13 protein-coding genes are annotated in these 13,508 nt (G+C 72.4%); 2 read left to right on the top strand and 11 right to left on the bottom strand.

Annotated features, from left to right (window positions below; genetic code table 11):
- Positions 1 to 22: 22 nt before the first annotated feature.
- The 4 genes from M1R94_RS07350 to M1R94_RS07335 are packed head-to-tail and all read right to left on the bottom strand — an operon-like array spanning position 23 to position 4,953.
- Complete coding sequence (locus tag M1R94_RS07350) at positions 23 to 1,483, bottom strand: ABC transporter ATP-binding protein (RefSeq protein ID WP_249381025.1); 1,461 nt, start codon at positions 1,481 to 1,483, stop codon at positions 23 to 25.
- Positions 1,480 to 2,319 carry an ABC transporter permease gene (locus tag M1R94_RS07345; RefSeq protein ID WP_249381024.1) on the bottom strand — a complete coding sequence of 280 codons (840 nt, stop codon included), beginning with the start codon at positions 2,317 to 2,319 and terminating at the stop codon, positions 1,480 to 1,482. Before M1R94_RS07345 ends, M1R94_RS07350 begins: the two co-directional genes overlap by 4 nt.
- The gene (locus tag M1R94_RS07340) at positions 2,316 to 3,380 is read right to left on the bottom strand and encodes an ABC transporter permease (protein WP_249381023.1); all 1,065 of its coding nucleotides are present in this window, start codon (positions 3,378 to 3,380) and stop codon (positions 2,316 to 2,318) included. Before M1R94_RS07340 ends, M1R94_RS07345 begins: the two co-directional genes overlap by 4 nt.
- A 7-nt stretch (positions 3,381 to 3,387) precedes the next feature.
- A complete protein-coding gene (locus tag M1R94_RS07335; protein ID WP_249381022.1) occupies positions 3,388 to 4,953 on the bottom strand; it encodes an ABC transporter substrate-binding protein in 1,566 nt (521 codons plus the stop codon).
- Positions 4,954 to 5,070: 117 nt separating this feature from the next.
- Between M1R94_RS07335 and M1R94_RS20665 the strand changes: the two genes are divergently transcribed.
- Positions 5,071 to 5,958: an HNH endonuclease gene (locus tag M1R94_RS20665; protein ID WP_249381021.1), complete on the top strand. Its 888-nt coding sequence runs from the start codon at positions 5,071 to 5,073 to the stop codon at positions 5,956 to 5,958.
- Between the two features lie 120 nt (positions 5,959 to 6,078).
- Here M1R94_RS20665 and M1R94_RS07325 read toward each other — a convergent pair whose 3' ends face one another.
- From M1R94_RS07325 to M1R94_RS07315, 3 genes are all read right to left on the bottom strand, one after another.
- The gene (locus M1R94_RS07325; RefSeq protein WP_249381020.1) at positions 6,079 to 6,480 is read right to left on the bottom strand and encodes a MerR family DNA-binding protein; all 402 of its coding nucleotides are present in this window, start codon (positions 6,478 to 6,480) and stop codon (positions 6,079 to 6,081) included.
- A 13-nt stretch (positions 6,481 to 6,493) separates the two neighbouring features.
- Positions 6,494 to 6,988 carry a hypothetical protein gene (locus M1R94_RS07320; RefSeq protein ID WP_249381019.1) on the bottom strand — a complete coding sequence of 165 codons (495 nt, stop codon included), beginning with the start codon at positions 6,986 to 6,988 and terminating at the stop codon, positions 6,494 to 6,496.
- 72 nt (positions 6,989 to 7,060) lie between these two features.
- Positions 7,061 to 8,008 carry a DUF4232 domain-containing protein gene (locus tag M1R94_RS07315; protein WP_249381018.1) on the bottom strand — a complete coding sequence of 316 codons (948 nt, stop codon included), beginning with the start codon at positions 8,006 to 8,008 and terminating at the stop codon, positions 7,061 to 7,063.
- Positions 8,009 to 8,368: 360 nt separating this feature from the next.
- On the opposite strand from M1R94_RS07315, the gene trhA reads away from it, so the two are divergent.
- A complete protein-coding gene (trhA, locus tag M1R94_RS07310) occupies positions 8,369 to 9,046 on the top strand; it encodes a PAQR family membrane homeostasis protein TrhA (protein WP_249381017.1) in 678 nt (225 codons plus the stop codon).
- Positions 9,047 to 9,101: 55 nt separating this feature from the next.
- On the opposite strand, the gene M1R94_RS07305 is transcribed toward trhA, so the two are convergent.
- The 4 genes from M1R94_RS07305 to M1R94_RS07290 all read right to left on the bottom strand — a co-directional run bounded on the left by M1R94_RS07305 (position 9,102) and on the right by M1R94_RS07290 (position 13,491).
- Positions 9,102 to 10,271 carry an ABC transporter permease gene (locus M1R94_RS07305; RefSeq protein ID WP_249381016.1) on the bottom strand — a complete coding sequence of 390 codons (1,170 nt, stop codon included), beginning with the start codon at positions 10,269 to 10,271 and terminating at the stop codon, positions 9,102 to 9,104.
- On the bottom strand, positions 10,268 to 11,230 hold the full coding sequence (locus M1R94_RS07300; RefSeq protein WP_249381015.1) for an ABC transporter ATP-binding protein: 963 nt from the start codon (positions 11,228 to 11,230) through the stop codon (positions 10,268 to 10,270). The genes M1R94_RS07305 and M1R94_RS07300 overlap by 4 nt, the downstream gene beginning before the upstream one ends.
- Before the next feature lie 154 nt (positions 11,231 to 11,384).
- A complete protein-coding gene (locus M1R94_RS07295) occupies positions 11,385 to 12,080 on the bottom strand; it encodes a response regulator (protein ID WP_249381014.1) in 696 nt (231 codons plus the stop codon).
- Positions 12,070 to 13,491, bottom strand: a complete 1,422-nt coding sequence (locus tag M1R94_RS07290; protein WP_308199883.1) for a sensor histidine kinase — start codon at positions 13,489 to 13,491, stop codon at positions 12,070 to 12,072. Before M1R94_RS07290 ends, M1R94_RS07295 begins: the two co-directional genes overlap by 11 nt.
- Positions 13,492 to 13,508 lie beyond the last annotated feature (17 nt).

Here is a 13,508-nt window from a genome sequence, read left to right as displayed (position 1 = left end):
TGAGCGGTTCGTGGTCCTGAGGCTAGTGGGCGGCCACCGTCGCACGAGGCACCCGGTCACCGGCCGGAAGTCCGCTCGCCAGCGCGACCGAGCGGTCTGCGACCACGTCGGCAAGCGCGACGTCGTGGGTCACCATGAGCAGCGCCGTCCCGTGCGCCTCGACCTGGGTCATGAGCGCGTCCAGGGTGTCCTCCTGGGTCAGCAGGTCCAGGCGGGACGTGGGCTCGTCGGCCAGCAGCAGGCGTGGGTGCAGGAGCATCGCCCGGATGATGGCGAGCCGTTGCAGCTCCCCGCCTGACACCGCACCGGGGCGCCGTTCGAGCAGCGCACCGTCCAGGCGCAGGGTGCCGAGCAGCTCGGTCAGCCGCATCGGGTCGAGGCGGTGGCGCCGTACCGCGTCACCGAGGGCGACCCGCAGCGGGACGCGGGCCGGGAAGGACTGCGTGGGGTCCTGGTGCAGCTGCTGCACGGGCGCCCGGCCCCGGGTGCGTCCCAGACCTGTGTGGTGCACGCGCCCCGCGTCCACGGGGTGCTGACGCAGCAGCACCCTGCCGAGCGTGGTCTTGCCGCTGCCGCTCGGACCGGTCAGCGCCACCCGGTCACCGGCTCGCAGCTCCACGGTGAGGTCGTCGAAGAGTCGCCGTCCACCGAGCACCCGGGCCACGCCGTCGGCCCGCACCAGGAGCGTCCGGCCGTCGTCCTGGGGTGCGGCGGTCCGCATCCAGCCCTTGGTCCACCGGCTCGGCTCGGCCGCGAGCAGGCGCTGCGTGTACGGGTGCACGGGTGAGGTCAGGACCTGCTCGACCGGACCGCGCTCGAGGATCTCAGCGTCCCGCATGACCAGCACGTCACCGCCCAACGCACGCGCCAGATCCAGGTCGTGGGTGATGGTCAGCAGCGCCCCGCCGTCCCGGACGTGACTGCGCAGCAGCTCCGCGAGGTCCGCGCGGGCGACGGGGTCCAGGCCCTTCGAGGGCTCGTCGGCGACCAGCACGGGGGCGTCCCCGACGGTCGCTGCCGCGAACGCCACCCGTTGGGCCATGCCGCCCGACAGCTGGTGGGGGTAGGCGCCTGCGGCGTGCCCGACGCCGATCCCGCTCAGGCGTTCGAGGGCGGTGCGGCGGGCAGCTCGCCGGTCGCGTCGGAAGGTCGGGGCCCCTTCGGCGACCACGTCACGTGCCCGCATGGTGGGGTCGAGGGCCAGCACCGGCTCCTGGGGCAGCAGGGCGAGCGTGCGACCCCACAACGGACGGCGACTCACCTGGTCGGCGACGTCGTGCCGGACGCCGTCCACGGTCATCGACCCGTGGGCGTCGAGCCCAGCGGCCAGCGTGCCCATCGCGGCGTGCGCGAGCAACGACTTCCCGGACCCGGACTCCCCGACCACGGTCAGTGCTCGGCCCCGGTCGAGCCGGACGTCCGTGACGTCGACGAGCACGCGCCCGCGGTGGGTGACAGCGACCTCGTGCAGGTGAACGGTCATGCAGGTGCCTCCTCGCGGCGCAGGCCCAGCAAGGCCAGCAGCGTCCCGGCCAGCACCAGCACGGGTGCAAGGACGAGCCAGGGCGCCTGGGACCAGAACGGCAGCGCCTCGGTGATCATGAGCCCGAGCTCGGCGGTCGGCGGGCGCAGGCCCACCCCGACGTAGCTGAGCGTGGACAGGGCGAGCACGGCCGTGCCGATCCCGAAGGACGCGAGCGTGAGCGCGACGGGCGCGAGCTCGGGCCACAGGTGGCGGCGCAGCACGTGCCAGGTGCCGAGGTCGAGCATCCGCGCGGTGCCGACAGCCGGGCCGGCGAGCACGACGGCGCTGCGGGCGCGGACCACGCGGAACCACTCGACGGACTGCGCGACGGCGATACCGACGTAGAGCACGAGCAGGCTGCCGTCGGCCAGGGCGGCGGCGAGCAGCACGATCAGCAGGGCGGGCACGGCGACGAGGGTCTCCGCGGCGGCGTTGAGGGTGGTGTCCACCCAGCGGCCGCGCCACGCGGCGATCACACCGGCCACTCCCCCGACCAGGGCCGAGGTGACCACGCTGAGCGCGGCGAGAGCGAGCGAGAGACGTGTCGCGTGGGCGAGCCGGGCGACGACGCTGCGGCCGAGCCGGTCACGACCGAGCGGGTCGCTCAGGCTCGGGGCCTCGAGCGCTCGGCCCAGCTCCTGCAGCGCCGGCTGGTTCCACAGCAGGGGCCCGATCAGCGCGAAGAGCGCCAGCACGATGAGCACCACGACCGCGGCCGCTCGGGCGGGCGAGGTGAGGAGCCCGCGCACCAGGCCGGGTGCCGGCGCCGCTGTCCACGGTGCGGGGATGCTCATGGGATCACCGCCGTCTCGCGCGGGCGCGGGTCGAGCAGCAGCGTGAGCACGTCGACCAGGGCGTTGACGGCCACGACCACCAGGGCGAGCGCGATCGCGGTGCCCTGGATGACGGGCACGTCGCGCCAGAACACCCCGTGCACCAGGGTGTGCCCGATGCCCGGCCAGGCGAACACGCTCTCGACGACGATCACTCCCTCGACGAGCACGAGCGCCTGCACGCCGAGGTACGCCACCAGGGTGGTGCCGACGTTGCGCAGCACGTGGCGGCGCACCACGGCCGAGGGGCTCAGCCCACGGGTCTGCGCGAACCGCACGTGCTCGGAGGTGCTGACCTGGACGATCGCGTCGCGGGCGATGCGCGCCACCAGGCCGGACAGGCCCACGGCCAGGGTGGTGGCGGGCAGCACCGCGTGGGCGGGCGTGCCGGTCCCGGCGACGGGCAGCACACCCAGCTGGACGGCCATCAGCACCACCAGGAGCAGGCCCAGCACGAAAGGCGGCAGCGAGCGGGCCACCACGACCCACACGCCGACGAGCCGGTCGACCCCGCCACCGGGACGGCGCGCCGCGGCGGCACCTGCGGCGATCCCCAGCACCGAGGCGAGGAGCAGCGCGAGGCCGGCGAGCTGGAGGGTGTGACCGAGGCCGTGCAGCACCTCGTGCGCGACGTCGGCGCCGGTCACCAGCGAGGTGCCGAGGTCCATCCGCAGCGCGTCGCCCCACCAGGTGAGGAGCTGCTGCCAGGCCGGCCGGTCCAGTCCCAGCTCGCCGCGGACGGCGTCGGCGGAGGCGGCGGTGACGAAGTCGTAGCCGTACCGTCCGGCGGCGATCCGGAAGGCGGCGTCACCGGGGAGCTGCTGCATGATCGCGAAGCAGGCGGTGGTGACCGCGAAGGTCACGCCCACGGCCTGCAGCGCGCGACGCAGGAGGAGACGGAGCACCGCGCGGCCGACGCCGCCGTCCGCCACCGGGGGCAGGGACGAGGCGTCGGGCCCCACCGTTGCACCGGGGACGGACGGCGACGCGAGCGCCGCACCCGTGTCAGGGCTCAGGGTCATCCGCGGATCACTCGGTCCAGGTGGCGGTCGACAGGCGCCACGAGCGCTCGAACGGGTCGAGCTCCAGACCGCTGACCGCCTCGGAGATCACGGCGCTCTGGCGGTACCAGGCGACGGGGATGAGCGGCAGCTCCTCCTGGAGGGTCGCGGTGATGGTGGCTCGGGCGGCCTCGGCCTCGTCCCCCGTGGCGCCGTCGGCGAGCGCGCCCAGGGCAGCGGTCACCTCGGCGTCCTGCCACCCCATGGCGCCCCAGTCGGCTCCGGCGGGGTCGAGGTCGGTCAGCAGCGTGACCAGCGGGTCGGGGACGAGCGCGAAGTTGCGCGTGAAGAGCGCCAGGTCCAGCGAGCCGTCGGCGTGCGCCGCGGGGATCTCGCTGGAGTTGCCGACCAGCACCTCGACGTCGATGCCCACGCCTGCCAGCGAGGCCTGGATGGCGGTGGCCAGCGGCGGCAGCTCGGACCGGTCCGGGAAGGTCCGCAGGGTGACCGTGAAGCGCTGGCCGTCCTTGACGAGGATGCCGTCGCTGCCGGGGGCCCAACCGGCCTCGGCGAGCAGTCGCTGGGCCTCCTCGACGTCGTGGTCCAGGGGGGTGGCGTCGGTGTCGTGCCACTCGGCGAGCGAGGCCGGGAGCATCTGCGTCGCGGCGAGCTCGGGGTCCAGGAGCACCGCTTCGCTCATCCCCGTGCGGTCCAGGGTCAGGCTGATCGCCTGACGCACCGCCACGTCACCGAGGACCTCGTCGCCGGTGTTGACCTTGAGCAGCACGGTGCGCGGCAGGGTCACCGAGAGCGTGGTGACGTCCTGAGCGTCGGCGAGGCCCGCGAGAGCGGTCGGGTCCATGCCCAGGACGACGTCGGCCTCGCCGCTGCGGGCCATCAGGGCACGCGCCTCGGGCCGGCCGACCGACTGGTACATGACATCGGTGATCGCCGGGGCCTCGCCGTCCCAGGTCTCGGCGGCTGTCACGAGGACCGACGTCGGCGCGGTGACCTCGACGACCTCGTAGGGTCCCGAGCCGATCACCGCGGTGACCGAGCCGTCGTCGGCGTAGGACGCCGCGGCGAGGACCTGACCGGTGGTGTCCGCGGCGACCGCGGGCAGCGAGGCGAAGGGCTCGGTCAGGGTCACGACGACCGTGTCACCCTCGCCGCCGACCTCGGCGATCGGGGCGGTGGCCAGCGGCGTGCCCTCGGTTCCGTGCGCGCGGGTGAGGGCGGTCGTCACGGCGTCGGCGTCCACGTCGGTGCCGTCGTGGAACGTCGCGGTCTCACGGAGCTGGAAGGTCCAGGTGAGCTGGTCCTCGGAGACCGCCCAGGACGTCGCCAGGCCCGGGACGAGGGTGCCGTCCACGTCGGTGGCCACGAGGGTCTCGGCGACCTCGAGACGGGTGAACACCGCACTGGCGGTGATCGGGTCGAGGTTGTGGACCTCGTAGGAACCCGAGATCACCAGGGTGCGGTCGGTGACCGCCGACATGCCGGCTGCGTCGACGCTGCCGGTCGAGGACGAGCACCCCGCGAGCGGTGCGAGCAGGACGAGGGTGGCGGCGAGTGCCGCAGGACGGGCGCGCATCGGTTGCTCCTTCTGGTGGGCCGGGAGCGAACGATACTGAGAATGATTCTAGTAACCAAATAGAGTGGTCGGCGGGGTGGGCTGACGCGGAGGGTCGCCGCGTGGTCAGCTCTCCTGGTGGACACCGCCCTCGAATCCGCCCTGCGCGTCGAGATCATGGCCTGGGTGCGTGAGCGAGCAGAGGCGAACGGCGGGTTCCTGCACCGGCACGAGCTGTTGAGCTTCCGCATCGACGGTCGAGACCTGCCGCTGATCGACTTCTCGCGCGGCATCCGCAACCCGCAGAGCTTCGGGTCGACCCTGTCGATCGTCTCCTCGGCCAGCGGCCCGTACGACGACGTCGAGTCACCCGAGGACGGCCTGCTGCACTACGCCTACCGCAAGGGCGACCCTTTCACCGGTGACAACCGCAAGCTCCGTGAGGCCATGCGCACAGGTCAGCCGCTCCTCCTGTTCCGCAAGGAGGTCCCCAACTACTACACACCAGTGATGCCGGTGTACGTCGTCGACGACTACCCCGAGGAGAGGTCCTTCCTCATCGCGCTGGACGAGTCGTTCCGCTACATGGGCGACATCAAGGACCTCGCCGAACCTCAGCGTGCCTATGCCCGCCGGCTCGCCAAGCAGCGACTCCACCAGCCGGCGTTCCGCACCCGCGTGCTGCTCGCCTACCAGACGCGTTGCGCCATCTGCTCCCTGCGTCATGGCTCGTTGCTCGACGCCGCGCACATCGTCCCCGATTCCGAGGAACGCGGGGTCCCGGTGACCAGCAACGGGCTGGCGCTGTGCAAGATCCACCATGGTGCGTACGACCAGCAGATGCTCGGCATCAGCCCGGACTACGAGGTGGCCGTCAACCGCGAGGTCCTCGAGGAGATCGACGGACCGATGCTGCGGCACGGGATCCAGGCGATGCACGGCCGGGTCATCACGGTGCCCCTGCGCGCCGTCGACCGTCCCGACCGTGAGCTGCTCGCGTGGCGCTGGGAACGCTTCACGGCCTGATTCTCAGGCGACCCCCACCACAGCCGGCCCCGAGCCCGGGTCATCCCCACGGAGAGCTCGCGCCGCCCCAGCTCCCACCGTTCCCGTTGTGCCCCACCCTCAGGTGCCGACGAGTCGCCGTCACCGCCCCTCACTCCGCCAGGGCCCCGCCGTCGCGAGCGAGGCCACCACGGGGCACGGCGCGTCCGGGTCGACGCCTTCGGCAGCGAGACGGTCGATGGCGTCTCGCATCCGCTCGAGGTCGGCGATGCGCTGGTCGAGGTCGGCGCGCTTGGCAGCCAGCACCTCGCGCAGCACGCTGTCCGGCACCAGTCGTAGGGCAAGCACGGGGGCGACCTCCGCGAGGGTGAAGCCCAGGCGTTGGGCGCGACGGATGAACCGCACGGTGAGAGGGGTGTCCTCGGCGTACTGGCGATAGTTCCCGGTGGTGCGCCCGGTGGGTCGTACGAGGCCCCGGCGCTCGTAGAACCGCACCGTGCTGACCTCGACCGCGGCCGCCCTCGCGACCTCCCCGATGAGCATTCGACGGACCGTATCAGCGGCCGACGACGACGCCGCGCCCGTCATGCGGCCGCGGTTCGTGCGGCAGCCTCACGGACGAGCCCTCGGCGGCCCTCGCGACACGCAGGCTCAGCGCCTGCCAGACGAGGAAGGCCAGCTCGAGGGCGAGGAACGGCACGATCACCGCGGAGTGGCCCTGGCTCAGGACACTGATGAACACCGCCGAGAAGACCAGTCGTCCGACGGTGTCGATCGCGACCGTCCACGGCACCGGACGTGCCACACGGGCGAGGCTCCACATCACCACCGCGGCACCGAAGAGGTTGACGAACATCATGTGCGGGCCGTCGAACGGTGGCAGCACCTCACCGGGCAGGTCCCAGGTGGCGTGGACGCTGCGCAGCAGGTCGAAGATCAGGGCGGCGGTCCATGGCGTGACGAACCCGACGGTCGCGACCAGGTCGTACAAGGCGCCCACGCGCCCAGCGCGCAGGGAAGTGCTGCTGACAAGAAGCGCTCGTGTGGTCATGCCACGAGGGTGCTCCCTGCACCATGGTGCAGGGTCAAGCCCTGAGGCTCGAGGAGAGCCCGGCCCGCGGGCCTAGCGAATCTCCGTCATCACCACCCGGGCCACCGCGCGCCCCGCGCGCACCTGCCATGCTCCACGGGATGCCCGAACCCTCTCGAACTCGGCGAGAGCCATTCTCCTGTCGAGCGCACCACCTGGCACGAGGACCGCGAGGCTCTGCCCTTCGTCGAGCACGACCTCCGCGCCTTCGCTGGCGAGCACCAGGCCGCCCACGAGGCATGGCACCAGGCCTACGTGCGCGATCCACAGCGACACAGCGGGCTCGTCACCTTCCGCCCCCGAGCGGCTCGGGACGTCCTCCACCCCGGCGACGAGGTCGCTGCTCTCGCACGGCGTCGTGGCCTCGACCGGCGAGTCGGGACCGTCGTACCCGGACGGCCCGTAGCCCGTCGCGACCCACGGGCTGATCGTGGCCTCACCGCCGTCGACCAGGTCGAACACCGGGTCGGTCGCGTACGCACCCAGGGCGACGTCGAGAACGTTCCCGTCCTCGAGGGTCGCACGAACGGTCTGGCTGGTCGTCTGGTCGGCGGCGGTTCCGTAGCCACGCCAGTAGACGGTGGCCGTGGCCGACTGCTGCTGCTCGAGCCGGACGGGCCCAGTGCCCTCAGGGCTCTTGGAGACGCCGGCGATCAGCCCGTACACGACGGAGACGTCGAGCAGCCGCCCGCCCTGCTCGACCAGCAACCCCGGAGAACCTTCGAGCGTGCACGGGGCTTCGGAGCGGTTCATCGCGCGCAACGTCCCCCACCGTTGTTGCCCCATCGCGGCATCGAGGCCTTCGAGGACCACGTCGACCTGCTCAGCCGTGCACGGCTCCGCGGCGCCCGTGGTGACGGGAGGGTCGGGCAGTACGACCGTCGACGTCGGCTGGTAGTAGGTCGGCGAGGCGGGACCGAGCGAGCACGACGCCACCAACAGCGTCGCGACGGCCAACGCCGCTCCCCTCACGCTCCGCACCACCCCATCCTGACAGGGCGGTGCTGGCCAGGCCCGCGCGCCGCTGACGATGCCCTTGGTTCGGCCCTCGTACGCCCTGCCTTCCTGCCCTCCCCGTCCTTGCACTCGCCGTCCTTGCACTCGCCGTCGGCCTCGCCGCATGCAGCTCTGCCTCCCCGGAGGAGGGGACCGATCTCAGCCGACCCCCGTCCAGCGCACAACAGCTTCTCGAACAGTTCGGTCTGCGAGACGCGCAAGATCGTTCGAGAACCCTGCGCAGCCGGACCGAGGTCCCCGCTGGCACCACCTACGCTTGCCGGGTCGCGGCATCATCCCCGCACTCCCACCCCGCGGCCCGCGGGCGCCCCTCGGAAGGAAGCTGTGGATCCGACGCCTCTGAGCAAGGACGGCAGCGTCCACGTCACCGACGAGCGGGTCAACACCGTCTCCCACCTGGCGGCAACCTGCTTCGCCCTGGTCGGCTCGGCGTTGCTCATCACGCAGGCCGGTGCCCAGGGCGACCCGTGGAAGATCGTGGGGTTCAGCGTCTACGGCTTCTCGGTCCTCATGCTGTTCGCGTCAAGCACCCTGCACCACGGCCTGGACCGCAGCCCCCGGGTCAACGAGGTGCTGCGCACCCTGGACTACGACTCGGTGTTCCTGCTCATCGCGGGGTCGGTCACGCCCCTGGTGCTGGTGCTGTTCCGCACCACCTACGGCTGGACCGTGCTCGGTGCGGTCTGGGCGATCGCGGCCGCGGGCATCGTGCTGCGCTCGATGCGTCGCGACCTGCCCAAGCACCTCACCAACACCCTGTACATCGTGCTGGGCTGGATCCCGGTGCTGCTCGCGGGCGCAGGCGTGCCGCTGCCGTTCGGCGCCTACGCGCTGATGGCGGCCGGGGGCCTGATGTACAGCGCCGGGTTCATCATCTTCGTCCTCGAACGACCCAACCCCGTCCCCGGTGTGTTCGGCTTCCACGAGATCTGGCACCTCATGGTCGTGGTCGCCGCCGCGCTGCACTACCTGCTGATGTACCTGTACGTCCTGCCGGCGTAGCCGAGGCCACCGCACCGGGACCCCCGGGACGCCTACCCCTGCACAGCCGCGGCGATCACCCCTGTCGCAGCGCCTCGCTGAGCCGCACCCGCCCGCTGAGCCGCAGCAGCGACCGCTCGTAGATCTTCGCCCCCACGGCGATCACGGCCACGGTCGTGACCACGAGGATCATCAGGGCGACCAGCGGCTCCCACCACGAGGCCTCCCCGAGGAAGAGCCGCACGGGCATCGCGACCGGGGCGCTCACCGGGAAGAAGGACGCGATCCGCAGCACCAGGACGTTCTCGTTGAAGAACACGACGAGGAAGTACGGGGCCATCGTCAGCATCATCACCGGGGTGAGCACCGGACCGGTGTCCTCGATGCGGGAGACCAACGACGCGCTCGAGGCGAAGATCGCGGCCAGGAGCACGAAGCCGACGACGAAGAACAGCGCGAACCAGACCAGCGGGCTCCCCAGCGTGCCCAGCAGCTCGTCCTGCCCGATGACCATCAGCCCGGCGACGCTCACCGCGGCGACCGCCGCTGTCTGGGCGAAGGCCAGCGCACTGTTGCCGAGGATCTTCCCCGCGAGCAGCGCACGCGCCGAGACGGTCGAGAGCAGGATCTCCACGATGCGGGACTGCTTCTCCTGGACGGTGTTCTGGGCGATGGTCGAGCCGAAGGTGAGCGCCGACATCATGAAGACGAGCCCGAAGGCCAGTGACACGAGGTAGCGGATCCCGAACCCGGCTGCGGGTTCGCCGAGCAGCTCGACCTCGGGGGTGGCGGACAGCGCTCCGAGAACCTCCTCGGGCGCGCTGCTGAGGGCGAGCACCCGCAGGCCGAGCGGCCCGCCGTCGGCCCGGTCCACGACCACCGCGGCCTCGACCTCCTCGTTCTCCACCAGCGCGCGGGCCGCGGCCTCGTCGGCCACCGGAACCCCTTCGAGCCCCTCCGCGTCCTCGACCACCGCCGCCACCTCGGGCACGACGGCGACGCGGGTCGGGTCACCCTCCCGACCGGAGAAGAGTGAGCCGAGCACGATCGAGGCGAGCACGGCGACCAGCAGCACGGCCGCGGAGATGAGGAAGGACTTCGAGCGGAGCTGGGTGACGACCTCGCGCTCGGCCACCAGGAGCGTGGACTGCAGGGTGCCGGGGACGGCCGGCCGTGGGGCGGTCGACGACGCGGTCGTCGGGGCGGGCACGGGGGTCGTGCGCCGGGGGCGCTCGGTGATGCTCATCGGACCGTCTCCAGGGTGCTCGTGCCAGACCTGCTCGTGCCAGACCCACTCGTGCCGGCCTGGCTCGGGTCGGTCTCGTCGCGAACGATGTCGCGGAAGATCTCGGCCAGCGTGGGGCGGACCGGGGTGAACTCGCGCAGCGGGGCCTGGGCGATCGCGGCCCGCACCACGCGCTGGGCGGTCTCCTCGTCGGCGTCGAACAGGGCCCACCCGCCGGCGAAGTCGACGACCTGGACCCCGGGCTCGCCGCGCAGCCAGCCCATGTCCCCCGCGGAGCTGATCTCGTACCGGGGCTCGGCGTACCTCTCGCGGAGCTCCTCGCGCCCGCCTGCGGCGCGCACCTTCCCGCCCGCGATCACCACGACGTCGTCGCACAGGCGCTCGACCACGTCGAGCTGGTGCGAGGAGAACAGCACCGGGACGCCGCGGGCAGCCCGTTCGGTCAGGACCGCCACCACGGTGTCCACCGCCATCGGGTCGAGCCCCGAGAACGGCTCGTCGAGGATCAGCACCTCCGGGTCGTGCACCAGGGCCGCGGCGATCTGCACCCGCTGCTGGTTCCCGAGGGACAGGTCCTCGAGCCGGTCGTCGGCCCGCTCGCCGAGGTCCAGGCTCTCGAGCAGGTCACGAGCCCGGCGGTCGCCCGCAGCGCGGTCGTAGCCGTGCAGCCGCGCGAGGTAGGTGAGCTGCTCGGCGACGCGCATCTTCGGGTAGAGGCCGCGCTCCTCGGGCATGTACCCGAAGGTGCGACGCTGCTCGGCGTCCAGGGGGCGCCCGTCCATGGTGACCTCCCCGGAGTCCGCCGAGAGGACACCGAGGATGATCCTCATGGCCGTCGTCTTGCCGGCTCCGTTGCCGCCGACGAAGCCGGTGAGCCGGCCCCGCTCGACGGTGAAGCCGACGTCGTCGAGCACGAGCCTGTCCCCGTATGACCGGTGGATGCCGTCGAGGCGCAGCATGGTCGCTCCTAGCGTGGATCGGGTGTACCTCCACGCTAGGGACCCGCACGGGCGGGCGGCTCAGGCGCGGGACGGATCCTCGCGCGCCCGGGGACTCCGTCGCGAGGGGGAGGTGACGGTCCGCAAGGCTGAGGAGGCCCCCGGCCGGGAGACGCTAGTGGCGGACCAGGCCCTGCTCGTAGGCGAAGACGACGGCCTGCACGCGGTCCCGCAGCCCGAGCTTCGTCAGGATGTTGGACACGTGGGTCTTGACGGTCGCCCGGCCCAGGTAGAGCTCGGCCGCGATCTCGTCGTTGGCCAGTCCCCGGGCCACGAGCAGCAGCACCTCGTGCTCACGCTCGGTCAGCCCCGCGAGCCTGCCCTGCGGGGCGTCGTCGATCGCGGCCTCGGCGCGGCGGCCGGCCACCGCACGTGCGATCACCGCGCGCGTCACCTCGGGGGCGAGCAGAGCATCTCCGGCGGCCACCGAGCGCACGCCCTCGACGAGCTGCTCGGGCCGGGAGTTCTTCAGCAGGAAGCCCGAGGCACCCGCGTCGAGCGCCTCGACCAGGTAGTCCTCGCGGTGGAAGGTCGTCAGGATGAGCACCCCGGCGCGGATCTCGGGGTCGGCGACGATCAGGCGGGTCGCCTCGAGACCGTCCATGTCGGGCATCTGCACGTCCATGCAGATGACGTCGGGCTGCAACGCCCTGGCCTGGCTGATGGCCTGCCGACCGGTGCGCGCCTCGCCCACCACCGTGAGGTCGGGCTGGGCCTCGAGGATCGTCCCGATCCCGGCCCGCACCAGCTCCTGGTCGTCCACGAGCAGCACCCGGAAGGGTCCGGGGTTGGTCTGGTCGTCAGTCGTCACGGTCGCTCCTCAGCGGTACCTGGGCTCGGACGAGGAACCCGCCGCGTCGTCGCGGGCCTGCCTCGAGGGTCCCACCGTCGGCGCCGACCCGTTCACGCATCCCGACCAGCCCCAGACCCGAGGAGTGGCCACCGGGCCGCCGTCCTCCGGCGCCGTCGTCGGCCACCTCGAGCTCGACCGCGCCGGGCAGGTACCGCAGCCGAACGTCGGCCCTCGCGCGGGCGCCGCCGTGCTTGCGGGTGTTGGTCAGCGCCTCCTGGGCGATCCGGTACAGGTTGAGCGAGACCAGTGGCGGCAGCGGCACAGGGTCGCCGATCACCTGGAAGGTCGCGGGCAGGTCGGCCTCGCTCGACCGTTCGACCAGCTCGGGGATGCGCTCGACGCTCAACGAGCCGACACCGTCGGGCCCGCGCTGCCCGGCCCGGGTCGTCAGGGCGTCGTCGGGCCCGGCGAGAGGACCGGCCCGGTCGCCGGCGGAGTCGCCGGCGGAGTCGCGCAGCATGCCGAGCACCCCCTGGAGCTCGTCGATGGCCTGGCGGGCGGAGTCCTCGACCTGGGCGAGCGCTCGTCCGGCGCGCTCCGCGTCGGTGCCGAGCAGCGTGCGGGCCGCGGCCGCCTGGATCCCCATCATCGACACGTGGTGCGCGACGGCGTCGTGCAGCTCGCGAGCCAGGCGCAGCCGCTCGAGGGTCACGGCCTGCCGCTCGACCACCTGCCTCTCGATCTGGAGCAGGCGACCGCGGTACGCCGTCCGGGCCCGCTCCCGGGCCGAGGTCCACGCGTGGTCGCCGAACCAGTAGGCGCCGGCGAAGTAGAGGACGTTCGTCAGCAGCTGGGTCAGCAGGTACGCGACCAGCGGGGAGAACGCCCCGGCACGTGACAGCTCGGGGATGGACTCCGGGTCGGTGACCGTCCGGAAGATCTGGATGATCAACCAGGTGAACATGATCACCACGATGGCCAGGCGCACCCAGGTGGCCCGTCGCCGGTCGGGTTCCCACGCGCCCACGGTGTACAGGGCCATGAACAGCGTGATGTTGATGAAGAGGGTCTCGGGCACGGACAGCTCGACCGCGACGATGAACGCGACCATGATCACCGCTGCCACCACGCTCGGGTGACGACGGCGCAGGGCCAGCGGGAGCGTCGCCGCCGCCAGGCACAGGAGCGCGACCCATCCCGCCGCGGGGTCGGTGTAGAACCCGGTGGTGCGCTGCAGGACCATGCTCAGCAGCGCACCGACGAGCAGCGCACCGGCGACGGCCGCGTCGGTGCGCACCTGCTCCGGGCCGACCTGCGCTCGCCGCCAGCCCGGCTCGTCAGGATCAGGCGCGGCGACGACCAGGCCCGACGGCTCGCTCGGGGACCGGGGCCCGACGTCAGCCCCAGCGGTCGTCAGTGAGCGGTCCACGGGGCAACGGTAGAGGG

The sequence above is a fragment of the Actinotalea alkalitolerans genome (assembly GCF_023369855.1).
Classification (GTDB): Bacteria; Actinomycetota; Actinomycetes; order Actinomycetales; family Cellulomonadaceae; genus Actinotalea.
The sequence above is the reverse complement of the archived record's forward strand: the minus strand, read 5'-3'. Positions and strand labels throughout refer to the sequence as shown.